Raw genomic sequence first — 25250 nt, forward strand, 5'->3', positions numbered from 1 at the left:
CGTCCTGCGGTCAGGACTTTACGCCCTGAGGCGTATCAAGCTGGAGTCATGACGAGTGCAGCCCTCCGCAGCAGGGCATGGAAACTGCTGGAGATGGTCACGACGCCGCTGCTGCCGTCGGACTACCTCGACCTGGTCAGCCCGCTGCGTGCGGGCGCTGAACTGCGTGGGCGCATCGAGGCCGTGCACCCCGAGACGGATGACGCCGCGACTGTCGTGATCAGGCCGGGACGGGGCTGGCGCGGCCACACGGCCGGTCAGTACGTGCGGATCGGGGTCGACGTCGACGGGGTGCGCCTGTGGCGTGCCTACTCCATCACCTCGCCGACAAACCGCCAGGACGGCCGCGTCACGATCACCGTGAAGGCGATCTTGGACGGCAAGGTCAGCAACCACCTGGTCCGCAGGGCGACACCGGGCACGCTGATACAGCTCGACCAGCCGACCGGTGACTTCGTACTGCCGCAGGCCAAGCCCGCCAAGGTGCTCTACCTGACGGCCGGCAGCGGCATCACGCCCGTGATGGGCATGCTGCGCGACACCGAGTTCGACGACGTCGTCATGGTCCACTGCGCGCCACAGCCGCAAGACGTGATCTTCCGCAACGAACTGCACGACCTGGTCGCGGACAAGAAGCTGCGGCTCACCGAGGTGCACACCGACACAGACGGCAAGCTCGACATCGCCCGTCTCGACGAACTCGTGCCCGACTGGGCCGAGCGCGAGACCTGGGCCTGCGGGCCCGCGGGCCTTCTCGACGCCGCCGAAGAGCACTGGACCGAGCACGGCGTACAAGAGCGCCTGCACACCGAACGCTTCCGCCCCAGCATCGTCGTCGCCGGCGACGGCGGCGGCGAGGTCACGTTCAGCGCCACCGGCAAGACCGTCGACGCGGACGGCGCCACGCCGTTGCTGGACATCGGCGAGGAGGCCGGCGTGCTCATGCCCTCCGGGTGCCGCATGGGCATCTGCTTCGGCTGCATCACGCCGCTCAAGGCGGGCGCCGTCCGCGACCTGCGCACCGGCGAGATCACCGAGGCCGAGCCAGGCGTCCTCATCCAGACCTGCGTGTCCGCCGCGGCGGGCCCCTGCGACATCGAACGGTAGGAACACCTTGACCGCCATCGACCCCACCGCCCACCTGACCGCGGAGCAGATCGAGGAACTTGGCCGCGAGCTGGACGCGATCCGCGACGAGGTGATCGCCAGCCGCGGCGAGAAGGACGCCGCCTACATCCGTAAGGTCATCTCGGCGCAACGCAAGCTCGAGCTGGTCAGCAGGGGCGTGCTGCTGTTCTCGATCTTCCCGCCCGCGTGGCTGATCGGCACCGCCGGTCTCTCCGTGGCGAAGATCATGGACAACATGGAGATCGGCCACAACATCCTGCACGGCCAGTGGGACTGGATGCGAGACCCGAAGATCCACTCCACCACCTGGGAGTGGGATCACGTCTCGCCGTCCGAGCAGTGGAAGCACTCGCACAACGAGCTGCACCACACGTACACCAACGTGATCGGCAAGGACAACGACCTCGGCTACGGCATCATGCGCGTCGACGAGGACCAGAAGTGGCACCCGTTCCACCTCGGCCAGCCGCTGTGGAACTTCCTCAACGCCTGCTTCTTCGAGTACGGCATCGCAGCGTACGACCTGGAACTCGGCAAGAACCTGCACAAGCGCCGCCGCAAGAACCCGGAGTTCCGCGCGCGGGCCAAGGCCGTGGGCCGCAAGATTCGCAAGCAGGTGCTCAAGGACTACGTGATCCACCCGCTGCTGTCGGGCCCGTCGTTCCTCACCACGCTCGGCGCCACGTTCACCGCGAACCTGGTCCGCAACATCTGGACCCACTCGGTGATCATGTGCGGGCACTTCCCCGAGGGCGTGCAGGTCTTCGAGCGCCGGTCGATCAAGGGCGAGACGCGCGGCCAGTGGTACCTGCGCCAGATGATGGGCTCGGCGAACATCAGCGGCAGCAGGACCATGCACTTCATGACCGGCAACCTGTCGCACCAGATCGAGCACCACCTGTTCCCGGACCTGCCGAGCAACCGGTACGCCGAGGTCGCGGTGAAGGTGCACGCGCTGTTCGAAAAGTACGAGCTGGAGTACGTCACCGGGCCGCTGCCCAAGCAGGTGTTCTCCGCGTGGCGCAAGGTCTTCCGGCTCTCGCTGCCGAACAAGAAGCCCAAGGTCAAGACGCCGGACCGCGAGCAGGAGCTCGTCGCGGCCTGATTCCCGGTATTGGTTCAGATCTTTCGACCGTACCGGCGGCACCGCCGGGTTCGGTGAGATCCATTGCGGACGGTGGGCGGCCGCGACATCGGACCGTACGACACGGGATCCGGGCAACCCGGTGTCCGGCTGCGCTGCCTGGACGTGCGCCAGGAGCTCAGCACAGAGCCCCCGGCGAGGTGTTGTAGTGCGCTGACCTGCCGTGGTCGGGCCGGTAGTCGGGTGCGTACACGCGCTGCGGCTGGGGCCGGCCGACGATGTCGCCGAGGTCACTGCCGACCAAGTTCGCCGAGTGGTCACCGACCTCATCGGTGAGGACGTCGATCTGCGCTGGCAGGCGTTCCTGCGCAGATTCGATCTGGAGCACACCTTCCGGATGATCAAGCTGACGCTGGGCTGGACCCGCCCGAAGCTCCGCACGCCCGCCGCGGCGGACCGGTGGACCTGGCTGATCATCGCCGCCCACACCCAACTCCGCCTCGCCCGGTCGCCGTGTGCAGGCCCGAAGCCGATCCGACCAGTGGCTGACCGTGTCCATCGTGCTGGTATTCGGCGTGCTGATCGCGCCGACCGAGTTCGGCCGGGGAATCCTCGATGTCCTGGGTGATGTCGTGAAGAACTTCTCTGAGTCCGCCAGCCGTTGAGGTCCCGGACCGCGCAACCGCGGGAGCGGTGACGACCTATGGGCGGGGCGCGACGAGGACGGCCCGCCTGCCGGGCATATCTGGCAGGGGTTTCACCCGTTCGCCGGGACAGACAGGAATACCCCCGGAAGGACTGGTGCGCTGCCGAACGGCACGGTCAACATCACGCCCTGGAGGAAGAACGGCCACGAGCCACGGAGGTGCCCCTGTACCGGCACCACCCCAGCGATCCCGTCCCTACCGACTCGCAGGACATGATGTTTGGGGTCAGCTCCGGGCCATCTGGCCGGTGACGACGGCTCTCTCACCAGACGAATGGGCGTCACGGTCCGGGACTATGGTCCCGGACCGTGACGCATCTTGCATGAACGACAGTTCCGAACTGTCAGGTGGTCACCGGAATCTTCTGTCAGGCGGCCACCGGTATCTTCGGCTCCTCACCCTTCTGCGCCGTCGCGTCGCCCGCCCCGTCCGCCCCGCCCTCGGGCGCGGACTTCCGCATCCCCTTCAGGATCACGACCAGGGCCGTCGACACACAGACACCGGCGGCGACCGCGATGAGGTAGAGGAACGGGTTGCCGATCAGCGGGACCACGAAGATGCCGCCGTGCGGGGCGCGCAGGGTGCAGCCGAAGGCCATCGACAGGGCGCCGGTGACCGCGCCGCCCGCCATCGAGGCGGGGATGACGCGCAGCGGGTCCGCCGCGGCGAACGGGATCGCGCCCTCCGTGATGAACGAGGCGCCGAGCACCCAGGCCGCCTTGCCGTTCTCGCGCTCGGTCTTGGTGAAGAGCCGGCCGCGCACGGTCGTCGCGAGGGCCATGGCCAGTGGCGGGACCATGCCGGCGGCCATCACCGCGGCCATGACCTTGAGTGAGCCCTCGGTGGGGTTCGCGAGGCCGCCGACCGCGAAGGCGTACGCGACCTTGTTCAGCGGGCCGCCCAGGTCGAAGCACATCATCAGGCCGAGGATGATGCCGAGGATGATCGCGTTGGCGCCGGAGAGGGAGTTCAGCCAGTCCGTCAGGGCGCGCTGGAGGGAGGCGATGGGCTTGCCAATGACGAGGAACATCAGGAAGCCGACTACCGCGGAGGAGATGAGCGGAATGACGACCACTGGCATGATCCCGCGCAGCACGGGGGGCACGTTCACCTTCTGGATCGCCATCACGACGCCGCCGGCGATGAGACCGGCGGCGAGGCCGCCGAGGAAGCCGGCGTTGATGGTGAGGGCGATCGAACCGCCGACGAACCCGGGCACGAGCCCTGGCCGGTCGGCCATCCCGTAGGCGATGAAGCCTGCGAGGACGGGGACGAGGAAAGCGAAGGCGACGGAGCCGACCTGGAAGAGCAGCGCGGCCCAGCTGTCGGTCTGGGTCCACACGAAGTGCTCGGCGACGGACGGCGCCTTGTTGATGGTGTAGCCGCCGATCGCGAAGCCGAGGGCGATGAGGAGACCGCCGGCCGCGACGAAGGGGACCATGTAACTGACGCCGCTCATCAGCCACTTGCGCAGCTTGGTGCCGTAGCCGTCGCCGGCGTCACCGGCGCGGTCCACGGGGGTGGCGGACGCTGCGCCCGACGTCGTCTCGCCGCGGGCGGCCTTGTCGCGGACCTCGCCGATGAGTTCGGCGGGCCGGTTGATGCCGGCCTTCACGCCGACGTCGACGGTGGGCTTCCCTGCGAAGCGGTCCTTCTCCCGTACGGGCACGTCGTGCGCGAAGATCACGCCGTCCGCTCCCGCGATGACCTCCGGGGCGAGGCGGGTGAACCCGGCCGAGCCCTGTGTCTCGACCACTACTTCCACGTCGTCCGCGTCCCGGCCCGCCTTCTCCAGGGACTCGGCCGCCATGTAGGTGTGGGCGATGCCGGTGGGGCAGGAGGTGACGGCGACGATCTTGAACTTCGCGGCGGGGGCCGCTGGAGCGGTCTCGGGCTCGGGCGTAGGTTCCGGCCCGGCAGTGGGCTCGGGCGTGGACTCCGGCTCGGGCGTGTACTCCAGCTCAGCACTCGGCTCGGGCGTGGACTCCGGCTCCGGAGTGGGCTCGGGTTCGTCCCCGCGGATCAGCGCCGCCGTGGCCCCCGCGTCGGTCGCCGTGCGCAGCGCCGCCTTGAAGTCCTCGTCCATCAACTGTCGTGCCAGCGAGGACAAGATGGTGAGGTGGGCGTCGTCCGCTCCGGCGGGCGCGGCGATGAGGAAGATCAGGTCGGCCGGGCCGTCCGGCGCCCCGAAGTCGATCCCGTCGGCGCTGCGGCCGAAGGCGAGGGTCGGCTCGGTGACGTGCTCGCTGCGGCAGTGCGGGATGCCGATGCCGCCGTCGAGGCCGGTCGGCATCTGCGCCTCGCGGGCCGCGACGTCGGCCAGGAAGCCGTCCAGGTCGGTCACCCGGCCCTGGGCGATCATCCTTTCGGCGAGGGCGCGAGCCGCCGCCTCTTTGGTGTCGGCGGACAGGTCGAGATCGACCAGGTCCGCGGTGATCATCTCGCTCATCGCGGGTTCCTTCGCACTGGTATCGCCTGGGCGGCGGGGGTGGGGACGGGGGTTTCGCCACGGGGACGGCGGCTCCGGAAGGGAGCGTGGGGAGTGATCAGGCCGGGGGCGACCGGATGGGGCGTGTTCAGGGGTGGGGCGTATGCCTTCATGGCGCGGGCTCCTTCAGGACGCGGTCCAGCGGGACGTCCGCCGTGAGGGTGACCGCGTCGGGGTCCAGGTCGGCCGGGGTCGGCATCGCGCTGCCCGGGAGCTGGACCGCAGCGGCGCCGTGGGCGACGGCCGAGGCCAGCGCCCGCGGGCCGGTGCCGCCCGCGATGAGGAAGCCGGCCAGGGACGAGTCGCCCGCGCCGACATTGCTGCGGACGGTATCGACCGGGGCGGTGGCGAACCAGGCGCCCGAGCCGTCCACGAGCAGCTGCCCGTCCGCGCCGAGGGAGGCGAGAACGGCGCGTGCGCCGAGGTCCCGCAGCTCCTCGGCCGCCTTGACCGCCTCGCCGACGGTGGCGAGCGGACGGCCGACCGCCTCGGCGAGCTCCTCCGCGTTCGGCTTGACGACGTCGGGCCGTTCGCGCAGGGCCGCGAGGAGGGCCGGGCCCGAGGTGTCGAGCGCGATCCGGGCTCCGGCCGCGTGGGCGCGGGCGACCAGCTCGGCGTACCAGGACGGTGCGAGGCCGCGCGGGAGGCTGCCGCAGCAGGCGATCCAGTCGGCGCCCGCGGAGCGCTCGCCGACGACGGTGAGCAGTGACTCGGCTTCTTCCGGGGTGAGTTCGGGGCCCGGAGCGTTGATCTTCGTCAGCGTTCCGTCCGGCTCGGCGAGCGCGATGTTGGACCGGGTCTGTCCGGCAACGGGGACGGGGTCGACACTGATCCCCTGGGCGTCGAGGAGCTCGGCCACGAGGGCGCCGGGCGCGCCGCCCAGCGGGAGCACGGCGAGCGTGGGGGCGCCGGCGGCGGCGACGGCCCGCGAGACGTTGACGCCCTTGCCGCCCGGGTCCATGCGTTCGCCGGTGGCGCGCAGGACCTCGCCCCGGTCGAGCGCCGGGACCTCGTAGGTGCGGTCCAGGGAAGGGTTGGGGGTAACGGTGAGGATCATGCCGCGTGCGTCTTCCGTAGTGGCCTGCGTGGGGGGTTCCGGGGCCGGTGCCGGTGCCGGAACCCGTTCCGGGGCCGGTGCCGGTGCCGTGGGGCTCATGCGCGGACCACTTCCGTGCCGCCCTTCTCGATCGCGGCTGCGTCTCCGTCGCTGAGGCCGCTGTCGGTGATCAGCACGTCCACATCGCCCAGGTCGCCGAAGCGGGCGAAGTGCTCCTGCCCGTACTTGGCGGAGTCGGCGAGCAGCACGACCCGGCGGGCGGCGCCGACGGCCGCGCGCTTCACGGCGGCCTCGGCGAGGTCGGGGGTGGTCAGGCCGTGTTCGGCGGAGAACCCGTTGGCCGCGAGGAAGAGGACGTCCGCGCGGATCTCCCCGTACGCCCGCAGTGCCCAGGCGTCGACGGCGGCGCGGGTGCGGTGGCGGACGCGGCCTCCGACGAGGTGCAGCTGGATGCCGGGGTGGTCGGCAAGGCGGGCCGCGACGGGCAGGCCGTGAGTGACGACGGTGAGGGTCGACTCCAGGGGCAGCGCCGCGGCGAGGCGGGCGACGGTGGTACCCGCGTCGAGGATCACGGTGCCGTCCTCGGGGAGTTCGGCGAGCGCGAGCCGGGCGATGCGGTCCTTCTCGTCGGCCGCAGTGCCCTCGCGCTCGGCGACGTCGGGCTCGAAGTCGAGCCGCCCGGCCGGTATCGCACCGCCGTGCACCCGCCGCACGAGACCGGCCCTGTCCAGGGTCTTCAGGTCGCGGCGGATGGTCTCCGCGGTGACCTGGAACTCCTCGGCGAGTGACAGCACGTCCACGCGTCCGCCGTCACGTGCGAGACGGAGGATCTCCTGCTGCCGCTCCGGTGCGTACATGTCCGTCTGCCTCCGACGTCTCACCCGGTCGTGCCCGAGTCTGTGGTTTCAATCTGAGGCTACGGCTGGATTTCCAGAAAGTAAACAGGTTCGGGCATGTCGCAGACACAATCGGACTTTGATCACGGGTGGGAAAGGAGGCTCTTCGCGGCGCGACAGGCGGTTCTTCGCGAGGAGGTACGGCGAAGGGCCCGGCCTCCTGGCGGAAAACCGGGCCCTTCGGGGTACCTGCCGTGCTTATGGCGCCTGCGGCACCTGCGCCTGTGATGCACCGAAGCAGTGCCGGGCGATCGTCACCGGTAGCGACTGGCGGTCACCCGAGCTCCGCGCCCGTTTTGGCGATCACTGGGTGCCTGCCCTGCTGACCCGCATCACCACCGGTCTCTAGGGATGGGCCATGCGAGGCGACGTCAGCGGGCGCGAGTACACCTCGGCATGTTACGCGTCAACCGCAGCACATGCCTGACCGAGCAGATCACTTTGAGACGTATCCATGGCAGCAGCGGTGTCTGCCCTGTCCATGGAAACGCCTTCCGGATCAGGCCGGTTCGGGCCTGGTCCGGAAGGCATCTCGCAGCGGTCCCCGCGGTCGTCAGCCGGCGTCGTCCGCCTGCGCCCGGAACTCCGCGCGGCTCGTGGCCTTTCCGTCGGCCCACCACTGCCCAGGCGAAAGGCCCTCGACGTCCGCGCGCGTGAACCAGGTAACGCCCTTGTAGCGCACAATGTCGTTCGGCCCGACGAAGAAGCTCACCGAGTAGTCCCACCCCGGTTCCAGCTTCGTGGCGGAACCCACCTTGCCCTGCCAGCCCAGCCCTCCGGGAGGCTGAAGAGACTGAACTCCTGCTCGCCGGTGGCCGACCCGGGCGGCTGGGCCGACCAGTCGTCCGGGGCCGCAGGGTCCACCTTGTCGCCCTTCTCGTAGCTCCTGCAGAACACGACCTCCCGGATGGGATCGTCGTCCGAGCAGGGCCGCAGCAGCACCCGGATGTCTCCGTCCGGGCCCCTGCCTATGCCCACGAGCGGGCATTCGGCCGGACTGCAGCCGGCCGCGAGCACCGCGAGGGCCACAGTCACGGCGGCGCGGGGCGGTGTGCGCGCCGTCTTGTCGTAACTGGTCACGGTGGCCCTCACCTCACTTCTGGATCGGTCCGCCGGTTACGGTACTGGCTTGCTCTTGCAGCCGCCCCAATACAGGTCGGCGCCCTTCTCGAAGTTGTTCTCCAGGGCGCGGTCTCCGTTCCTCATCGGCGACTTGGCTGACTGGATTCGCATGTCGTGCTCGAAGACAGGCGCATCGCGGCGTCCACACGCAGCATCGCTGACGTCGAGGTCCGCGCACTTGGCCCCGCTGCCCGACGACTGCAAGAAGAGTTCGACCACCCCACCGAGACTGCCGCCGGCGCGCCGTGGTCTGTCGGGCAGCGTCGGAGCCGCCGCCTGAACGGAATACGACGCCCGCACCGTCGAGAAGGTGGACTCCACCGTAGGAGCAACCTGTGTTCTCGGCGATGATGCGGATCGAAATCCCGCCCCGATAACGAGCGTTGAGGCCGGAAGCGGACTTGTCCCGCTCCGGTCCTGGCAGCAACTTGCGGGCGGGCTTCTTCCCGGACATGACCGCAGCAGCCGCCGCTGGAGGCAGCGGCGGCACCAACGCCCGGCGGAGGCATCGCCACGCGCGTGCGGACAGTCACCCTGCTATGGTGCGCCGATGTCAGCGACGATCAAGAAGTTCCAAGTCACCTTTGACTGCGCGGAACCTGAGCGCCTCGCTCGTTTCTGGTGCGAGGTGCTGGGGTACGTCGTACCTCCGTCACCGAAGGGGTTCGCCACTTGGGACGATTTCAAGCGTTCGCAGCCACCTGAGCAGCGGGATTCATGGTTCGCCTGCATAGATCCCTCAGGGATAGGCCCGCGACTGTACTTCCAGCGCGTTCCCGAGGGGAAGGCCGTCAAGAACCGGGTGCATCTTGATGTGCGGGTCGGCACCGGCCTCGTGGGTGAGGAGCGCCTCGCCGCACTTGAGGCCGAATGCGCGCGGCTGGTCCCTCTCGGTGCGGTACACGTGCGAACTCTGTATGACGGCAATGATGCGTGCATCCCGATGCTGGACATCGAGGGCAACGAGTTCTGTATCGACTGACATTCAAGATCCCTCACCGGGTTCCTGCGAGGATGCCTCGGCCTTCAGGCCGGGGAGGAATCGGACTCCTGCGGGGCAGGACAGGAAGTAGGGGTTTCGCCCCCAGGGCGAAAGACCGTCCACCGCGTGACGGGGTGAGCGAGCCGACAGCGGTCAAGAACTCTCGACTGTCAGTCCTCCCGGGTAGGTTCGGGTGTATGACGACGGGAGCGATCACGCAGGGGGCCGGGCATGCCCGGCACACCTTCCGTGTGCGCCTGTCGGCCACGGCCCGGCGCGCGCTCAACGCCGAGTGGGATCGCTGCCGGTGGCTGTGGAACGAGTGCGTGGCCAAGTCCAGGCAGGTCCACGCGCAGAGCAGAGCGGGCGGCGAGAAGCTGACGTGCGGTCCGGCCCAGCTCGACAAGCTGCTGACCGAGGCCCGCAGGGTGACGCCGTGGCTGGCTCAGGGCGCGTGCGTGCCGCAGCAGCAGGTGATCCGCGACTTCACCAAGTCGAGGGCGAAGGCGCTGAAGGACATCAAGGACGGGCTTGCGCAGCACCGCCGGGCGGGGATGCCACGCTGGAAGAGGAAACGGGAGGCGCGGCCCACCCTCAACTACACGAAGCGCGGTTTCCGCCTCAAGGACGGCCGCCTGCACCTGGCCGGGAACATCGCGGTGACCGTGGTGTGGTCGCGGGACCTTCCGGCCGACCCGTCGAGCGTGCGCGTGTACCAGGACACGCTTGAGCATTGGTACGTGTCCTTCGTCGCCCCCGCGCAGAGCGAACCGCTGCCCGCCACCGGGCGGGTTCTCGGGGTGGACTGGGGTGTGAAGGAGACGGCCACCACCACGGATGACGCCTACGACCTCCCGCATGCCGGGCACGGCAAGCGGGCCGCGCAGCGGCTCGCGAAGTACCAGCGGATGATGGCCCGGCGCCGGCGCCCGAAAGGGCAGCCCGCATCCAAGGGTTATCGGAAGGCGCGGGCACAGGCGGCGAAGCTGCACAAGAAGATCGCGAGGCAGCGTGAGGACACCGGCCGCAAGTGGGCCACGTCCGTGATGCGCGGCCATGACGGGGTTGCGGTGGAGGACTTCCGGCCGAAGTTCCTCGCGAAGACCACGATGGCCCGCACAGCGGCCGACGCCGCCATCGCCGCGACGAAGCGCGCCCTGGTCGAGATGGGCCGCAAACACGCACGGGACGTCCGTCTCGTGCACCCGGCGCACACCACGATGCAATGTGCGCAGTGCGCAGCGAGAACCAAGCACGCACTCCCTCTCTCGATGAGAACGTATGCCTGCACCGTGTGCGGAGCCGTGTCCCCCCGGGACAAGAACTCCGCCCGCGTGATGCTGGTCCGGGCAGGTTGGAACCCGGACGGTGCCGAGGGCGCAAGACCACCTGAGCCGCTGGACCAGGAGGCTGCCTGAGCCGTAAATCCCCGCACAGCCCTGGAGGGTGGAGAATCTCCTCCCTGCAGGGAGGGGAGCCTTCAAATCACCTCCCGGTCAGACAACAACAACGGCTGCCGCCCCCGGGAACCGGAAGCTCCGCTCGCGCTGCGGCAGCAACAGTTCCACCGGTCCCCCAGCTCATCCGGCACGATCGACGGCGCAGTCCCCTGTTGTCGGCGTACTGACTGCGCTCGTCGCCTACGACCCGCCGTCGAAGAAGCCGGACTTCAGGTTCCCGATGATGGCGTCGAGTGGATGTCCACTGACGATGAACGGTCCGCTCCAGGGCGCGCTGAGTGCGAAGAGTAGCGCCAGGCTCAGCCCGACCACACTCGCAACACCTACGATCAACAGTGACGTTCGCAGGCTGCTACGGAAGACCAGTGCGCCGGAGTTCACGATCAAGGCCAGTCCGCTGACCACAAGAGTGACGACGTAGAGCGCGGGAACGTCGCGCGAGGCGGCCGCAATGCGGGCGCGACGACTACTGGTGACACCGTCCATGGAAGTCACCAGCTCCATGCCGGTCGGGGTTCCCACCTCGGGCCTGGCCGCCTCGGCGCGCACACTCCGCTCCAGCCGTGCGACCGCACGAGCGGTGGCGGGGTCGTCACCGGACGCCGCTGCTGTAGCCTCCCACTCCCTGGCACGCGTGGTCTGCAAGTAGTCCAGCAGTGCCGCGTGGATCGGCTCCGACTGGACTCGCGGACTTGTCGCCGCCCATGCCAGGCGGGACGCTGCGGCCGCCTCGTCGCTCACCACCCCCTCGGCTGCGCGCAGGTAGCCGGACTCGCTGGCCAGTGTGAGTGCCGCAAAGATTGCGAAGGCAGCGCCGAGTGTCGGCATCAGGGGCGTGGCGATCTGCGGCACCCGATCCCGTTCCTCGACCGGTACGAGCGCCCGGACGCCGACCCGCGCCACGGCCGCGACCAGTAAGGCAAGGAAGAGCCCGCCCACAACCAGCACCACCGCCGGTAGCGAGGTCAACCAGTCCACCACATCACCTACAGCGCGTTACCGCGAGCGCCCCACGGCGGCGGCACATCGTCCCCCGCGACCTGGAGCTCCTCGTCGAATCCTTTTTGATTAACGCTCCATGGTCACAGGTCGAAGACCTGTGACACTCGCGACGCCCGGCACGGCATCTCGTTTCGTTGGCCGAACAGCTGAATACGGCCCAGTTCGAGGCTGTACTGACAACGACCGCCGCGCCCGTTTCATTCAGCCTCGTATCAGGGACCGTCCTCAGATGGCGTCGCCTGCGGTGCCGGCCCTGCAGCCGGCCTTGCGCATCAGCCTGGTGATGCGGCGGCGGCCGCAGTCCTCGCCCTGTCGTTGCAGGACGGCGTGGATGCGCGGGGCCGCGGGAGTTCTCGTGGACTACCCGGGGCAGAACCCCTGATCTCAAATGTCCGTCAAAGCGGATCAAGCCCACCTCCTCGGAGCTCGAGGGTTCGTCGTTCTCACGGACGGCGGACCGTTCACCGTGCGCTGAATGACGTGACGGGTCAGCAGTTGGAACGCGCACCTGCCTCAGTCCGCCTGACGTTGGTCGGTGTTGGTGGCGTTCTGCCAGGCCGAGAGTTCGGTGTTGAGGATGTCGAGGTCGCCGATCCGGCGGTCGAGCAATTGCCGGGTCGGCGGGGAGAGTTTGATGTTGGTTCGTTGGCGGTCTGTTGCGGGTGCCGAGGATCTGGTGATGGTGAGGCTCGAACTACCCGAGACGCTCGTGAGCGATGAACGCAGTCAACGCGTCCACAACTGCGGCGGGCTGCTCGTCAGGAATGAAGTGTCCCGAATGTGGGATGACGACACCGGCCACGTTGTCTGCCCAGGGGCTGATGGAAGCGGCCATGTCGGGGATCGAGCCGTGGGAGCTGGAGATTCCCAGGACCGGGACGGTCAAGTGCTGTCGTCCGAGAGCGTCATGATTCTTGCGCGCCGATTCCGCGGCGTCGCGGTAGTAGGAGAGAGACGCTCGGAGACCGCCCTCTGCAGCGACAGCGGCGGCGTAATGGTCGATCTCGGCACTGTCGAACGTGTTCGGGGACAGTGTTTTCACCTTCAAGAACCAGTCAACGTAGTCACGCTCGCGACCGGCGAGCAGTGTCTCGGGAAGGCCTGGCACTAGGTGGAACGCGAAGTGCCAGGTCTTCCAGGCCCGTTCGGGATCCGTTGGGATGGCGTCCGGGAGGCTGATGCCGGGTATGCCGGCGTCAAGCAGAGCGACACCGTGCAGGCGCTCTTCGTACTTCAGAGCTAGCGAGAAGGCGACCCAGGCCCCGATGTCGTGGGCGACGAGCCAGTACTTCTGCACGTTGAGCGCAGTCACCGCGGCCTGGATGCGCGAAGCGACGGTATGCGTGTCGTAGCTGTCTTGGGGGCGGTCGGAGTGGCCTTGTCCTGGCAGGTCGATTGCGATCACGTGGAATCGCTCGGCAAGGCCCGGCGCCGCTTTGCGCCAAGCCCACCAGGTCTGGGGGAATCCGGCGAGCAGGACGACGGTAGGGCCGGTCGGTTGACCGCCTTCCACGGCATGAAGTCGGATGCCTTCTGTGTCGACCCAGCGGTGAGTGAAGCCCGCGAGGTCGTGCAGCGGCAACTCGGAGATTGGGTTCTGGCCCGAAGAGCGATTCGCGGCGGTTGCAGCGTCAGTCATGCGTCGACCTTAACGCATCTTGAACCGTCCAGTTCAAGATATGATGAGCAGGGCCACAACGGCTTGGCTCGAGCTCAAGAACGAGGTGCGTGCGCGATGGCCGGGAAGAAGCAGTTCGATGTGGACGTCGCGCTCGATGCGGCGATGGTCCAGTTCTGGCGAGCCGGATACGCCGACACATCACTCGACGACCTCTCCAGGGCGACCGGACTGAACCGCAGCTCCATCTACTCCTCATTCGGCGACAAAGACTCGCTCTATTCCCGTTGCCTGGACCGCTACGCCACGCGGTACGGAGACAGGTACGACCAGGCCCTTGCAGGTGCGTCCGAAGAGCCGCTGGGGGCAGTACGGGCGTTCTTCGAAGTCACACTGAAGCGCATCGCCGACCCCGACGTGCCGGACGGATGCCTGGTCGCCCAAACCGCGATGGCGACACCGGTACTGAGCCCCAGCATCGCCACGCGCGCGATCGAAGCCCTGGGGCTTCAGCATGCGCGGCTGCGAACCGCCTTGATCGCCGCGAAGTTGGCTGACAGCGACGCCGACAACTTCGCCGTTCACATCGCGGCGGTCAACCAGTCGCTGGCCGTGATGAGCAGGGCCGGGGCGAGTCAGAAGCAGCTCCACACGATCATCGACATCAGCATGAGCGCGCTCTCGCAGGCATTGCGCGCTCCCCGGGTCTAGGGGTACCGCTGCTTAGCGGACGGCCCCACCGAACGCCGCGGCGAAGACATGAACACCGCGTACACCGGCTGACTGACCCGCATTCCCGCTGCGGTCACCTCACCCCCAGGGCGGCTTCAAGTTCCGTGGTTGTGCTGGTTGTTGCTGTGAGGGGTGGGTAGCGGTGCAGGCACGGGCTTCGTGATCATTAGGGTGTCTACGCCTCGTGATCATGAGAAGGTCCCGTGCCTGCTGTTGCATCCTCCCCGATCCCTGCCGTACTTGTGAAGCTGGGTCCGCTGGAACCCGGCCAGGTCGCTGATCTGCGCCCCTACTTCGACTCCATCCCCGACCCGCGCTCGCGGCGGGGCCGGTGGTACTCGCTGACGGCGATCTTGATGGTGTGTGCCTGTGCGGTCGTCTCGGGCGCCAGGAGCATCGACGAGCTCGCCGAATGGGGCGCCCGGGCCTCGGGTGGGCTGCTGGCCGCCCTCGGTGTACGCCGCCATCCACTGCGGTGGCGGCGTACACCGTCGCCGGCGACGATCGGGCGGGTGCTGATCGCCGTCGACGGCGATGCCCTGGACGCCGCGGTGGGCGCCTACCTCACCGACCGGCACCGCACCGTCGTGTCCACCGCGCACCGGCGGGCCATCGCGGTGGACGGCAAGACGCTCAAGGGCTCAGCGCGTTTGGACGTGACCCGCCGTCACCTGCTGTCGGCGGTCAGCCACACCACCGTCGTGACACTCGCGCAGGCCGAGGTCGGCGCGAAGACCAACGAAACCACGCACTTTAAGCCGCTGCTGGCACCGCTGGACCTGGCCGGCACTCTCGTCACCTTCGATGCGCTGCACTCGGTCAAGGCGAACATCACCTGGCTGGTCGAGACGAAGAAGGCCCACTACATCGCCGTGATCAAGACCAACCAGCCCACCGCCCACAGCCAGCTCGCCACGCTGCCGTGGCGTGACATCGCCGTCCAGCACACCCACTCCGAGGTCGGGCACGGCCGGCGCGAGTCCCGTTCGATCAAGACCTGCGGCATCGCGGACGAACTCGGTGGCATCGCCTTTCCGCACGCGAAGCTCGCCATCCGCGTCCACCGGCGGCTGCCGGCCGACCGGCAGCCGCGAGAGTCGCGAGAGCGTCTACGCCGTGACCAGCCTCGAAGCCCACCAGACCAGCCCCGCGGACCTCGCCGCCGCGATTCGCGGGCACTGGGGAGTGGAAAACTCCAGCCACCACATCAGAGACGTCACCTTCGCCGAGGACGCCTCCACCGTCCACACCGGGGCCGCACCCCGAGCCATGGCCACCTTCCGCAACCTGGCCATCGGCGTGCTGAAGACCCTCGGCGCCGAGAACATCGCCAAAACCACCCGGGCGATCCGCGACGAACCACGACGGGCACTCCCGATCCTGGGCATCATCAACAACCAGGACACCCACGGAACTTGATCAAGCCCTGCCTCACCCCGCCGCTGTCCGACACCAGGATCGTCCCGTGCGGCGTATCTGGGTCATTCCCCGGATACGGCAGTGGGCTGTTTCGTGTCATCCGCCGGTCTGCTGCACGTTGATGACGAGCAGTGCGATGTCGTCGTTGCGGGGTGCGCACTGCGTGGCGTAGTGGACGAGGTCGTCGGCGAGGGTCTGCGCGGTCTCGCCCGGGGCTCGTGCGAGATGCTCGGCGAGGTCGGCGATGGCGTCCTCGATGTCCACGCCGGGGGTTTCGACGAGTCCGTCGGTGTAGAGAGCAAGCACGGTGCCGGGTGGCAAGGGGATCTCGGTGCTCTCGTAGTCGGCGGTTGGATCGATGCCGAGCACGAGGCCGGGCGGCAGGTCGAGGACTTCGGTGTGTCCGTCGGGGTGGAGCAGGAGTGGTGGGGGGTGGCCGGCGGTGGCCAGGCGGGCACGGTGGTGTGCCAGGTCGAGGTGGATGTAGAGGCAACTGGTGAACAGGCCCGGGTCGAGGTCGGTGAGCAGGCGGTTGGTGCGGGCGAGGACGTCGCCGGGGGATGCGCCGGCGGTGGCGTGGACTGCGGTGCGGACCTGGCCCATGAGGGCGGCGGCATTGACGTTGTGGCCCTGGACGTCGCCGATGGCAGCGGCGGCGTTCGCGTCGTCGAGACGGATGAGGTCGTAGAAGTCGCCGCCGATGTTCACGCCGTGCGTGGTCGGGAGATAGCGGGCGGCCAGGTCCAGGCCGGGGATCGGGGGCAGGTCGTGGGGCAGCAGGGCGGCCTGCAGGCTGTGGGCGAGTTGGTACTGGGCGTCGTAGAGGCGGGCGCGTTCCAGGGCTTGGGCGACCAGTCCGGCGATGGAGGTGAGGATCGCGCGTTCCTCTGTGCTGAAGGGGCGGGGCCGTTCGTAGGCGAGCACCATCGAGCCGACCGTGCGCCCGGAGACAGTCAGGGGCAGGAACGCCCAGGCAGCCATGCCGTCCTGGAGCACGGCGGGGGGATATGCGCGTTTCAGGTCCGCGAAGGTGGCGAAGAAGGCAGGAACACCGGTGGCCAGAACGCGTACCGCGGGGGTGTGTGAGGTCAGGGGGGCGAAGTCGAAGCGGTCCATGAGTTCGGCGGTGTAGCCGCGGTAGCCGATGATCTGCAGGCGGCCCTCCTCCGCGGTCATCAGCGCGAGGGCCTGGACACCGAAGGCGGGCATGATCTGGCGGGGGACCCGGTCGACGACGTCCTGCACGCCGACAGCTTCGGTGAGCACGGCGGCCAGGTGCAGCAGGTGGTAGAGCTCCCTTGCTCGGCTTGGCGTGACCGGCGACGCGGCAAGCTGCGTATCCGGGGTGTCCTCGGCAGGGGCTGTGGGGGCAGGAGTGATACGGACGCTGATGCCGGAGGCATCCGGATGAAGCTGGAAGGACAGCCACCGATCCGGCGGGCGCCGGGCGGTGAAGGACGTGGTCTGGCGGCTGACCACCGCGGATCGGTAACAGTCTTCGAAGACCGGGTCATCCAGCCAGGGCAGCACCTGTGAGGGGAGCGCGCCCAGCAGGTCGGGGATGTCCGCGCCGACCAGTTCTGCAGCGGCAGTGGTGACGAAGGAGATCCGGCCTTCCAGGTCCAGCGCGCAGCAGCCCCCGGGAAGGCGCTCGGCAAAGTCGACCGCGGCCATTGCCTCGCCCGGACAGGGAGCGTAGGAGCGGTGCGGCGACAGCACCCGCGGCTCCGCTCCGGGCAGCACCGGGCGGCCGCTGTCGGCAGCCCGCTGCAGGAGCAGACCGGTGTGACGGCAAAAGACACCGATCGCATCACGCTCGTCCTGGGACAGCTCCGACGGATGTGAACCGGGCCAGAGCAGCACCAGCCCGCCCCGATCGGTATCGCCTGTAGTGACCGGGGCCGCCGCTGCCGCAAATTGGTACGGCAACACGAGGGCGGGCCTCGGGTATCGGCGGGCCATCTCTTCGCTGCTACCGACCCACACCACGCGCCGCTCGCGTACGGCATCAGCCACCGGGATCGGGGCCTCCAGCCTCACCTCTGCCCACGGCGCGACGATCTGCGGCGGAACCCCCGTCAGCAATGCCATCCGCAGTACCGTCTCGCCCGGCGGCAGCAAATACACCACGCCCACAGACGCACCGGTCTCCTGCACGACCCGGACCAGAGCGGGCTCCAGCAATTCCAGGCCGGAGCCGGCTGCGGGGGTGAACGCCGCCTCCCGCACGTTCTCACCCTCCCTCGATGACACCGCAGCGAGGTCCCCTCAAGCACTCGTGACGATTCCGGGCGGCGTCAGCACTGATGCCGAGCCCCGCGCCGAACCGTGCCCGGCCGCCCCGACCCGCCCGTCGGCCAGTCACCGCCCCGCGCACGAGCAGCCCGATCGACCCAGCTCTCCCCGGCACAGCTACGCAAGGGCAGCCTCCCACCGAGAGAAGGAGGCCACTCCCCCGCTGCGCGACGACCTGCACCCGTTCCAGCAACTCCGCACCACCGAGCCGCACCGCCTGCCGGGCCTCTGCACGCTTCCTCCAACGGCGCCGCGCCAGCCAGGCCACCCGCCGAGGTACCTGGCACGAACGCCGACCACGACCTGCCGGTACCGATGGTGTGTCGCACCAGCCATACCGAACGTCGCACATATGTGGACAATACGCCCGTCATGACGTAGCGGCACTCGAAGTCGCCACATCACGGACCGACGCCGCCCCAGCGCACAGGCGGACCAGCCAGAAGCCGCACAGGGCAGTTCAACGTCCGGCTCGCCTGAACCGCCCCGGTCCTCACCCGCCGCATCCGCCGCCAGTGCCGCGAGCGGCACACCGACGAACAGAACACGGCCGTCACCCGCGCAACCGCGGTGCCCTGACAGCCGGGAGCGCCGTTGACACTGCGCGGAGGCATTCGGCGTATTCGTAGCGTCTCTGATCAGCTAAGCGATCCTGAGTCGGATTGAGTTTCCGGGATCGCTTCCCATCGTGGTGGGGTGGCATGGGCGTGGAGATGGAATCCCGCGCCCAGTGCTGCCCCTCTCGGCCGGTGGCCAGTGGTGGGTGTGCTGGTCGTCGTCACGTCCTGGTGCCGGTGGGCCGCTCGGAGCAGCCGGGTCCGGTCCGTTGGTGCGTGTCCCTCCGGACGCTTGCCAGCAGGACCGCACGGGCGGGCTGCTGGGGAGGGTGCCCTGCGTCGCCTGGGCGCGGGGCGTGAGGTGTGGCGCCGGGTGGGTCCGCTCTTCGACCGGTCTTTCCGGCTGGACTCGGTGGTCGGGGTGACCACTGCTTTGGTTTCGAGCTTGTCGACTACCGTGCGGATCGCCATGGTTCCGCTGGATTTGTCGATGACAGTCTTGGACTGGTGGGCCAGGCCGCGTGCTGCGATGCGGCGCCAGGCGCCCTGGTCGCGGTCTCCCTGCCAGCCACAGGACTGGCTGGGGCAGATGGCCCACTTCCAGCCCGCAGTGGTGGGCCGGTCGGGGGCTTTGCGGTGCCTGAGTGGGGTGAGGCACCGCGGGCAGTGTCTGGACGTGTTGCGGGCTGGGACAGTGACCACGGCGATGCCGGCCTCCGCGGCAAGGTGCCGCATGTGGTCGGCGATCTGCCCGCGGACGGCTTGGGAGAGGCGCGTGTTCATGGTGCGGCCCATGCCCTTGGCTTCCATCGAGCGCAGGTCCTCAACGTAGATCACGCTCGCCCCGGCAGCGGTGGCCTGGTCGACGGTCCACCGTGCGGCAGCCCACGCCAGGGCGTCGTTCAGGTTCGAGCGGCGTGCGGACACGAAGCGGATCTCGTCGCGCAGCGCCTGGTGCCTGTCGGCCAGCGGGTGCTGTTCGTTCTCGCCTATGAACCGCTGATAGTGGTCGGCCTTGGTGTGCAGGTGCTCGGACAGACGACGGAGCCGGTGCTGCTTGGCCAGCACTCCGGCGGTCCGGAACTGGGCGCCATGCCCGAGGGCGGTGATACGCCCATCGTCGTGGACACGGGCCGTACCAGCGGACAGGAGGGTGTTCAGGCCCCAGTCCACGCCGAGCGCGACCGTGTGCCCGGTGCGCCGAGCCTTGGGCACGGCGTGGGTGTAGGCCACATCAGCACGTACCTTCCCGCCCGCGATGCGCAGGGTGGGAAGGTGCAACACCGCCCAGGCGGGCACCGTCGGGGGCAGCGACATGGTGCACTCCACCCACGTCCAGTCCGCATACGCCTGCGGATCGGGTCGGGTGGGCAGCTGCATCCGCAGCAGAGCCCGCTGCGGATCGCTCTCGCCGCGTGAGACGACGGCCTGCTGCCCATCGCACGCCGACAGCAACAGCATCCGCGCCGCCCCAGGCGCGCCTTCGGCCTCGAACACATCAACTGGTAAACGACCGTTGGCCTGCCAGTACTTGGTGATCTGCCGGGTACGGCCCTTGATGATGCTGGACGGCAAATGCCGGCCGCCTGGCACGGCATCGCGTACGGCGTCCCACTCTGCTGGAGTGCGCTTTTCCGGGTCGTCCGGCCAAGTCGCGATCACCCCGGCGGTCAGGTCAGCGCGCCACTTCGCCGAGCGCAGAGTGCGCCCGGCCTGCTCCTGGGCCATGCGTACGATCCGGTCGTTGACCTTCACGCCCTCGGCCGGAGCGACGGTCCAGCCGAGACGTCGCAAAGCCATCCACGCGTTCGACGGCAGCTTCCGGCCCCCCGCGTCCTCACCAGAAGCGAGAACATCAACATCGGTGGCGTTCCAGTGCGCGCCGAGCAGCGTGGAGACCAGGCCCGCCGCCAAGTCGGCACACCAGCCGATGCGTTCGGCCAGCACGGACTGGGACAGCAGTTCGCCAGTCTTCTCGTCCACGCCTGCGCGCACAAGGGCGCGGGCACACGCGGTGCGTGAGGTCTCACCGTCGGCGAGCGGCACCTTCCGGCTCATTGGCTATCACCGGCTTTGCACTGGCCGGACTCGGCCAGCAGGCGACGCCGGTTCTCAGCCGACCGCATCCCGTACAGACGCCCAGCGAACGTGGTGACCAGCGACACGAAGTCTTCGAGAAGTTCATCCCGGCCACCGAGCTTCTTCGGATGCAGCACATCGAGGGTGGCGCCATGCACACCGAGCAGATGCTTGAGCCATCCGACACCAAACCGTGCAAGCCGGTCCTCATGAGTGACACGCACGACCGTCACCGATCCGTCAGCGACGGCTCGCAGCAACCGGTTGAGGCCGGGACGGTCCTCCCGCAGGCCCGAGGCCCTGTCACGGAAAACCTTCACAATCTGGCCAGCGGAAGTGGCCCGCAGCTCGCTCTCCTGGGCTTCCAACGAAGATTCTTGTCCACTGGAGCCGGAGACACGCACATACAGGCCCTCCAGGCGTACACGCTCTCCGCCGGTCGAGACCTTCATCGCCTCGACATCGGTCGAGGAGAACCTACGCTCACGGCCAACCCAAGTCACAGGAATCTTCCCCGAGTCAGCCCAAAGACGAAGCGTCACGGGGTGAACTCCAAGACGCTTAGCGGCCTTTGAGAGTCGAAGAAGCTCCATGACAACCACTCTACGATCACTGAGGATTTTTAATCAAATTAGTGAGCCTGCCGGGCCGTCTGTCCGAACTGAAGCAGCAGTTCGCCCGGGTCTGCTGCAGCTCGGCGGCCGGTTCGTCGACGCCGCCCCTCTCGCCCACAGCGCGCACGACATGCCGGGCCGGCGCCGAGGCCCGAACGCGGTAGTGATCACTACCGCGAGACCGGGACGTCGTCAGGCAGTTCACCCGGTTGATCCATCGCTGCGCTGATCACGTCGCGCTGGCGGCCATCGCCACGAGCTCGCCCAACACCTCGCGCTCGATGTCGAGGAACGAGCGCTCTTCACTTTCGGAGATCCACTTCCCGAAGGCCACGCCGAACACGGTCACCCCGGATTCCGCGGCGAGTGTGGCCGTCGCCTCGGGAACCCCCTGCGATCGGAGGGCGGAAGCGAGCGCCGTGGCCAGCCCAGCCAACTTCAACAGCTCGCGTTCCTGCAGCGCGGGATTCTCGGAGATGATCCTCTGCCGCCGCCTGGAATGGTCACGGCGCTCGGTCGAGAAGAACGGCGCCGCGGCCGACAGCGCGGACTCGACCATCTCGAGTGGTGACGCGTCCGCCCCAGCCGCAGCCACGCCGTCCAGGAACGCCTGCTCCAGCAGCTCCTGGCCGCTGAAAAGCACCTCACGCTTGTCGGCGAAGTGGCGGAAGAACGTCCGCTCAGTGAGACCGACGGCCTGGGCGATGTCGGCCGCGGTCGTCCTGTCGTAGCCGCGACCGATGTAGAGGTCTATCGCCGCCGCCTGCAGTCGTTCCCGCGTCCCGGGCTCCCATCGCACCATGCCCGCCAGTCTAGTGATGACAGCAGCTGACATGGCGGCTACAGTGACGGCAGTCACTGACGTCAGCGACTGACATCGCTTGCCTCGCTCACTGGGCTTGAGCATCGAAGGAGATCATTTACATGCGCGTCTTCGTCACCGGAGCATCCGGGTGGATCGGTTCGGCCACGGTCGACGAGCTGCTCGCCGCCGGCCACGAGGTGGTCGGGCTCGCCCGCTCCGACACCTCGGCCGCATCCCTCCACGCGAAGGGTGCCCAGGTCCGCCGCGGCGACCTCGACGACCTCGACAGCATCCGGGAGGGCGCCGCGAGTGCTGACGCCGTCCTCCACCTCGCCAACAAGCACGACTTCAACAACCCCGCCGTCTCCAATCAGGCCGAACGGGCCGCCGTACAGGCGATCGGCGACGTCCTGACCGGATCAGGCCGTCCGTTCCTGCTGGCGTCCGGCGTCGCCGGCCTGGCGCAGGGCCGACTGGCGACCGAGGACGACAGGTCACTGTTCCAGGGCTTGGAGTCCCCCCGAGGCGGCAGCGAGAACCTCGCGCTGGAGTACGTCGATCGCCGCGTGAACACGGTCAGCGTGCGGTTCGCCCCCACCGTGCACGGCGACGGCGACCACGGGTTCATCGCAACTCTGGTCGCGATCGCCCGCGAGAAAGGGGTCGCGGGCTACGTCGGCGACGGCACGAACCGCTGGCCGGCGGTCCACCGGTCGGATGCCGCGCAGATCACCCGCCTGGGACTGGAGAAGGCCCCGGCGGGAACGCTCCTGCATGCGGTGAGCGAGGAGGGAGTTCCCGCCCGCGAAATTGCAGAGGCCATCGGACGAGGACTCGAGGTTCCCGTGGCCTCGATCGCGCCGCAGGAGGCACAGAGGCACTTCGGCTGGATCGGCCGCCTCTTCGCCATGGACATCCCTGCCTCCAGCACTCGCACACAGGAACTCCTCGGCTGGGCACCAAGCGGGCCCAGCCTCATCCAGGACCTGGACGCCGGATCCTACTTCCGCACCTGACACACCTGACGCACCTGAGGTCGACGCGCCAGGCGATCTCGGTCTCGACAGTCCTCTACGCCGCCGCGGTCGGCGGCGTCGTCGGGCTCGTCCTCGGCGTGACCACCGGCTGGATCCGCGCCCGCATGGACGATGCGAATCTGGCCGCGGCCCTCAACCTCACCGTCCCCTTCGCCGCCTACCTCATCGCCGCGCACCTGGACGCCTCCGACATCGTCGCTGTCGTGCTGGCCGCCTTCGCCGTCGCCACCGCCGCCAACTACCCCGGTGATCCACGCCGACGCCCACTGCCATACCCCACCCGGCTGAAGGAGCGTGAACTCTGGCCCCTGCCCCCTCATCGACACACTCCTCTCCGTAAGTCCAAGGGCGGTCACGGGATGGCCGCACGCGGCCTGCGTGTCGGTGCGCTCGGCGAACTGTCCGACTCTCTGGGTCTGAAGCCGTCTCCGGTCAGTGACACCGATCTGGCCCGGGCGCGGGAGAAGGCCGCACAGATCGAGGCGCAGATGGTCTCAGCGGTCCCCTTCCGGCCGGCTCGCCCGGGGGAGATCGTCTGGCTCGTCCTACTGGGCGATGTCCGGCGCGTCACGGGCGGGCGGTGCCGCAGTCCTGATCGAAGACCGGACTCCGGTGCGGGAGTGGGCCACCTTCGCGCGCGGCGCGGAGCCGGGCCGGGGCCCGGCTCTCGGGCGAGCCGGCGTATCGGCGGCTGACCGGGGCGGATGTGGCGGTGCTGCGGGAGGGAGTACCAACCGCGGGTGAGGGAGGGGTTGCTGCGGGGGCGACGGACGTGACGCGGCCGGCGGCGAAGCGAGGGCGTCGGGCGTGACGGAGCAGGCCGCGAAGCGTTGAACCCAGTGGTCGTGGTGCCGCCGGACGGAGTGTCCAACGACGTTGGACGCCAGTCTCCGTAGCACCTGATGGCAAGCCGTTCAAGAGTGTTTGCTCAACCGCCTTGCTAGCAGGAAGAATCGATGTCGTGGCCAACGCACTGCAGGAATTGGTGAAGAGCCGGCTGGAGCAGCAGGGCTGGTCCTACGGCGACGTGGCCCGGCGCGGCGGCATCCCGCGATCCACCGTGCACCACCTGGCGACCGTCACGCACGTGGCCCGTATGCCGCAGCAAGCCACCCTCGAAGGCCTGGCCCGGGGACTGGAACTGCCCCTGGACTCGGTACGCAGAGCCGCCGCCGAAGCCTGCGGTATCCACCTCTACTTCGAGGACCCCGCCGACACCGCGTCCGACCCGGAGATCGCCACCCTCATCGCCAGCGTCCAACGCCTGTCCGACGCCGACCGCCGCCACGTCACCGCACTCGTCGAATCCCTCCTGCGCAGCACCTCCGACGGCCCCAGCTAGGGGCTTGGCCGCACGGGCGTCCATTGCGTGGCGAAGCGTCAGATCGCCGTAAAAATCATTCCATTGGGGCTATCCTCTCGTCGCACGGGCCGCGTTGAACCGCCCGAATCCTCTAGGGAGAGAGAGAGGGGGGTCTACGTGCTTGTCGTCCATGGAGTGTCCTCGACCGCCGTCGTGCGGGGCAGGACAGGGGAGCCGGTGGTCCTGCTCTCCGGCGAGCTCCCCGAGGCCCTCACCCCCGCCGCCCTCGACGAGCTGCTGAACCTGGCCGCCGCGGTGCTCGACGCGGAGGAGCTGCGGCTGTTCCGGAGCTGTCTGTCCGCACTGCACTGCGGCGAGAAACTCGACGAACGCCGCATCGAGGTGAGCGGTGCCGTTCTGACCGTCTACCGGAGTTGATCCCGGATACGGCTGCGGGGCTCCCGGGAGTTGTTCCCGGGAGCCCCGCTTTGGGTGCGCCCTACATCGGGTGCTGCCCGATCAGACCGGATCAGAAGTCACGGTCACAGTTCCTGTAGTCGTTGTAGTCGTTGTAGGGGCGGTAGTTGATGTGGTGGTAGCCCCTCCAGTCGTTGCGGTAGCCGCAGTTGTCGTCCCACCGGTTCCAGTGGTGCCCGCGGTGGCCCCGGTTGTACCGGTAGTCCCCGCACCAGCCGTTGTTGTGGAGGGCCGCCTTGTGCAGGAGCCGGTGGGTTTGGGCCGGGGCGGCCGTCGCGGTGGAGGCCATGGCCGTGCCCGTCAGGGGGATGGCGACCGCTGCGATGGTCAGGGCGGCCGTCGCGGTGGCGCGTGCCAGTTTTCTCACCGTGTTTCTCCTTGTTTCGAT

Annotated in this window: 25 protein-coding genes and 3 pseudogenes; 12 read left to right on the forward strand and 16 right to left on the reverse strand. The window is 68.6% G+C overall.

Features of this window, described 5'->3' with window-relative positions:
• Positions 1–48 precede the first annotated feature (48 nt).
• Both OG456_RS03085 and OG456_RS03090 read left to right on the forward strand, forming a co-directional pair.
• Complete coding sequence (locus OG456_RS03085; protein WP_266556978.1) at positions 49–1107, forward strand: ferredoxin reductase; 1059 nt, start codon at positions 49–51, stop codon at positions 1105–1107.
• A 7-nt stretch (positions 1108–1114) separates the two neighbouring features.
• Positions 1115–2233, forward strand: coding sequence for an acyl-CoA desaturase (locus tag OG456_RS03090; RefSeq protein ID WP_266556980.1), 1119 nt, complete (start codon positions 1115–1117; stop codon positions 2231–2233).
• A 157-nt stretch (positions 2234–2390) separates the two neighbouring features.
• Here OG456_RS03090 and OG456_RS03095 read toward each other — a convergent pair whose 3' ends face one another.
• Entirely contained in the window at positions 2391–2600 is a 210-nt protein-coding gene (locus tag OG456_RS03095; protein WP_266569555.1) for a hypothetical protein, read from the reverse strand.
• Here OG456_RS03095 and OG456_RS50390 point away from each other — a divergent pair.
• Positions 2553–2720, forward strand: a pseudogene (locus OG456_RS50390) (transposase); the annotation flags it as partial. The gene OG456_RS03095 and the pseudogene OG456_RS50390 overlap by 48 nt on opposite strands.
• Positions 2721–3286: 566 nt before the next feature.
• Here OG456_RS50390 and OG456_RS03100 read toward each other — a convergent pair.
• The 7 genes and pseudogenes from OG456_RS03100 to OG456_RS03130 form a co-directional block, all read right to left on the reverse strand.
• Positions 3287–5368, reverse strand: coding sequence for a fructose-specific PTS transporter subunit EIIC (locus OG456_RS03100; protein WP_266556982.1), 2082 nt, complete (start codon positions 5366–5368; stop codon positions 3287–3289).
• 148 nt (positions 5369–5516) lie between these two features.
• The gene (gene pfkB / locus OG456_RS03105) at positions 5517–6464 is read right to left on the reverse strand and encodes a 1-phosphofructokinase (protein ID WP_266556984.1); all 948 of its coding nucleotides are present in this window, start codon (positions 6462–6464) and stop codon (positions 5517–5519) included.
• Positions 6465–6559: 95 nt separating this feature from the next.
• The gene (locus tag OG456_RS03110) at positions 6560–7321 is read right to left on the reverse strand and encodes a DeoR/GlpR family DNA-binding transcription regulator (RefSeq protein WP_266556986.1); all 762 of its coding nucleotides are present in this window, start codon (positions 7319–7321) and stop codon (positions 6560–6562) included.
• A gap of 592 nt (positions 7322–7913) precedes the next feature.
• A complete protein-coding gene (locus OG456_RS03115) occupies positions 7914–8072 on the reverse strand; it encodes a hypothetical protein (RefSeq protein WP_266556988.1) in 159 nt (52 codons plus the stop codon).
• Positions 8069–8440 (reverse strand): hypothetical protein, encoded by a 372-nt coding sequence (locus OG456_RS03120; RefSeq protein WP_266556990.1) that lies wholly within the window; start codon positions 8438–8440, stop codon positions 8069–8071. Before OG456_RS03120 ends, OG456_RS03115 begins: the two co-directional genes overlap by 4 nt.
• Positions 8441–8476: 36 nt before the next feature.
• The gene (locus OG456_RS03125; protein ID WP_266569556.1) at positions 8477–8803 is read right to left on the reverse strand and encodes a hypothetical protein; all 327 of its coding nucleotides are present in this window, start codon (positions 8801–8803) and stop codon (positions 8477–8479) included.
• 4 nt (positions 8804–8807) lie between these two features.
• Positions 8808–8936, reverse strand: a pseudogene (locus OG456_RS03130) (helix-turn-helix domain-containing protein); the annotation flags it as partial.
• Positions 8937–9032: 96 nt separating this feature from the next.
• On the opposite strand from OG456_RS03130, the gene OG456_RS03135 reads away from it, so the two are divergent.
• On the forward strand, positions 9033–9464 hold the full coding sequence (locus tag OG456_RS03135) for a VOC family protein (RefSeq protein WP_266556992.1): 432 nt from the start codon (positions 9033–9035) through the stop codon (positions 9462–9464).
• 197 nt (positions 9465–9661) lie between these two features.
• Positions 9662–10882 (forward strand): transposase, encoded by a 1221-nt coding sequence (locus tag OG456_RS03140; protein ID WP_266556994.1) that lies wholly within the window; start codon positions 9662–9664, stop codon positions 10880–10882.
• Positions 10883–11104: 222 nt separating this feature from the next.
• Here the strand turns inward: OG456_RS03140 and OG456_RS03145 are convergent, their stop codons facing one another.
• From OG456_RS03145 to OG456_RS03150, 3 genes are all read right to left on the reverse strand, one after another.
• Positions 11105–11902, reverse strand: a complete 798-nt coding sequence (locus tag OG456_RS03145; protein WP_266556996.1) for a hypothetical protein — start codon at positions 11900–11902, stop codon at positions 11105–11107.
• A gap of 249 nt (positions 11903–12151) precedes the next feature.
• Positions 12152–12259 carry an IS3 family transposase gene (locus tag OG456_RS50780; protein WP_354006142.1) on the reverse strand — a complete coding sequence of 36 codons (108 nt, stop codon included), beginning with the start codon at positions 12257–12259 and terminating at the stop codon, positions 12152–12154.
• 361 nt (positions 12260–12620) lie between these two features.
• Positions 12621–13565: an alpha/beta fold hydrolase gene (locus OG456_RS03150; RefSeq protein WP_266556998.1), complete on the reverse strand. Its 945-nt coding sequence runs from the start codon at positions 13563–13565 to the stop codon at positions 12621–12623.
• Positions 13566–13661: 96 nt separating this feature from the next.
• Here OG456_RS03150 and OG456_RS03155 point away from each other — a divergent pair, with 96 nt between their 5' ends.
• The 3 genes and pseudogenes from OG456_RS03155 (at position 13662) to OG456_RS03165 (ending at position 15695) form a co-directional block, all read left to right on the forward strand.
• Positions 13662–14255: a TetR/AcrR family transcriptional regulator gene (locus OG456_RS03155; RefSeq protein WP_266557000.1), complete on the forward strand. Its 594-nt coding sequence runs from the start codon at positions 13662–13664 to the stop codon at positions 14253–14255.
• Positions 14256–14626: 371 nt separating this feature from the next.
• A pseudogene (locus OG456_RS03160) lies at positions 14627–15268 on the forward strand (ISAs1 family transposase); the annotation flags it as partial.
• A gap of 124 nt (positions 15269–15392) precedes the next feature.
• Entirely contained in the window at positions 15393–15695 is a 303-nt protein-coding gene (locus OG456_RS03165; RefSeq protein WP_266569557.1) for a hypothetical protein, read from the forward strand.
• A 96-nt stretch (positions 15696–15791) separates the two neighbouring features.
• On the opposite strand, the gene OG456_RS03170 is transcribed toward OG456_RS03165, so the two are convergent.
• The 4 genes from OG456_RS03170 to OG456_RS03185 all read right to left on the reverse strand — a co-directional run bounded on the left by OG456_RS03170 (position 15792) and on the right by OG456_RS03185 (position 22147).
• Positions 15792–17948 (reverse strand): SpoIIE family protein phosphatase, encoded by a 2157-nt coding sequence (locus OG456_RS03170; protein WP_266557002.1) that lies wholly within the window; start codon positions 17946–17948, stop codon positions 15792–15794.
• 680 nt (positions 17949–18628) lie between these two features.
• Positions 18629–20605, reverse strand: a complete 1977-nt coding sequence (locus tag OG456_RS03175) for a zinc ribbon domain-containing protein (RefSeq protein ID WP_266557004.1) — start codon at positions 20603–20605, stop codon at positions 18629–18631.
• Complete coding sequence (locus tag OG456_RS03180) at positions 20602–21219, reverse strand: IS607 family transposase (protein WP_266557006.1); 618 nt, start codon at positions 21217–21219, stop codon at positions 20602–20604. The genes OG456_RS03175 and OG456_RS03180 overlap by 4 nt, the downstream gene beginning before the upstream one ends.
• A gap of 250 nt (positions 21220–21469) precedes the next feature.
• Complete coding sequence (locus OG456_RS03185; RefSeq protein WP_323136284.1) at positions 21470–22147, reverse strand: helix-turn-helix domain-containing protein; 678 nt, start codon at positions 22145–22147, stop codon at positions 21470–21472.
• A gap of 17 nt (positions 22148–22164) precedes the next feature.
• Between OG456_RS03185 and OG456_RS03190 the strand changes: the two genes are divergently transcribed.
• The 4 genes from OG456_RS03190 to OG456_RS03205 all read left to right on the forward strand — a co-directional run bounded on the left by OG456_RS03190 (position 22165) and on the right by OG456_RS03205 (position 24823).
• The gene (locus OG456_RS03190) at positions 22165–23061 is read left to right on the forward strand and encodes an SDR family oxidoreductase (RefSeq protein ID WP_266557008.1); all 897 of its coding nucleotides are present in this window, start codon (positions 22165–22167) and stop codon (positions 23059–23061) included.
• 35 nt (positions 23062–23096) lie between these two features.
• Positions 23097–23777: a cation:proton antiporter gene (locus OG456_RS03195; protein ID WP_266569020.1), complete on the forward strand. Its 681-nt coding sequence runs from the start codon at positions 23097–23099 to the stop codon at positions 23775–23777.
• A gap of 266 nt (positions 23778–24043) precedes the next feature.
• The gene (locus OG456_RS03200; RefSeq protein WP_266557010.1) at positions 24044–24424 is read left to right on the forward strand and encodes a helix-turn-helix transcriptional regulator; all 381 of its coding nucleotides are present in this window, start codon (positions 24044–24046) and stop codon (positions 24422–24424) included.
• A gap of 138 nt (positions 24425–24562) precedes the next feature.
• Positions 24563–24823 carry a hypothetical protein gene (locus OG456_RS03205; protein WP_266557012.1) on the forward strand — a complete coding sequence of 87 codons (261 nt, stop codon included), beginning with the start codon at positions 24563–24565 and terminating at the stop codon, positions 24821–24823.
• Positions 24824–24914: 91 nt separating this feature from the next.
• Here OG456_RS03205 and OG456_RS03210 read toward each other — a convergent pair whose 3' ends face one another.
• Entirely contained in the window at positions 24915–25229 is a 315-nt protein-coding gene (locus OG456_RS03210; RefSeq protein ID WP_266557014.1) for a hypothetical protein, read from the reverse strand.
• Positions 25230–25250 lie beyond the last annotated feature (21 nt).

Source organism: Streptomyces sp. NBC_01446, assembly GCF_026340095.1.
GTDB classification, from domain to species: domain Bacteria; phylum Actinomycetota; class Actinomycetes; order Streptomycetales; family Streptomycetaceae; genus Streptomyces; species Streptomyces aureus.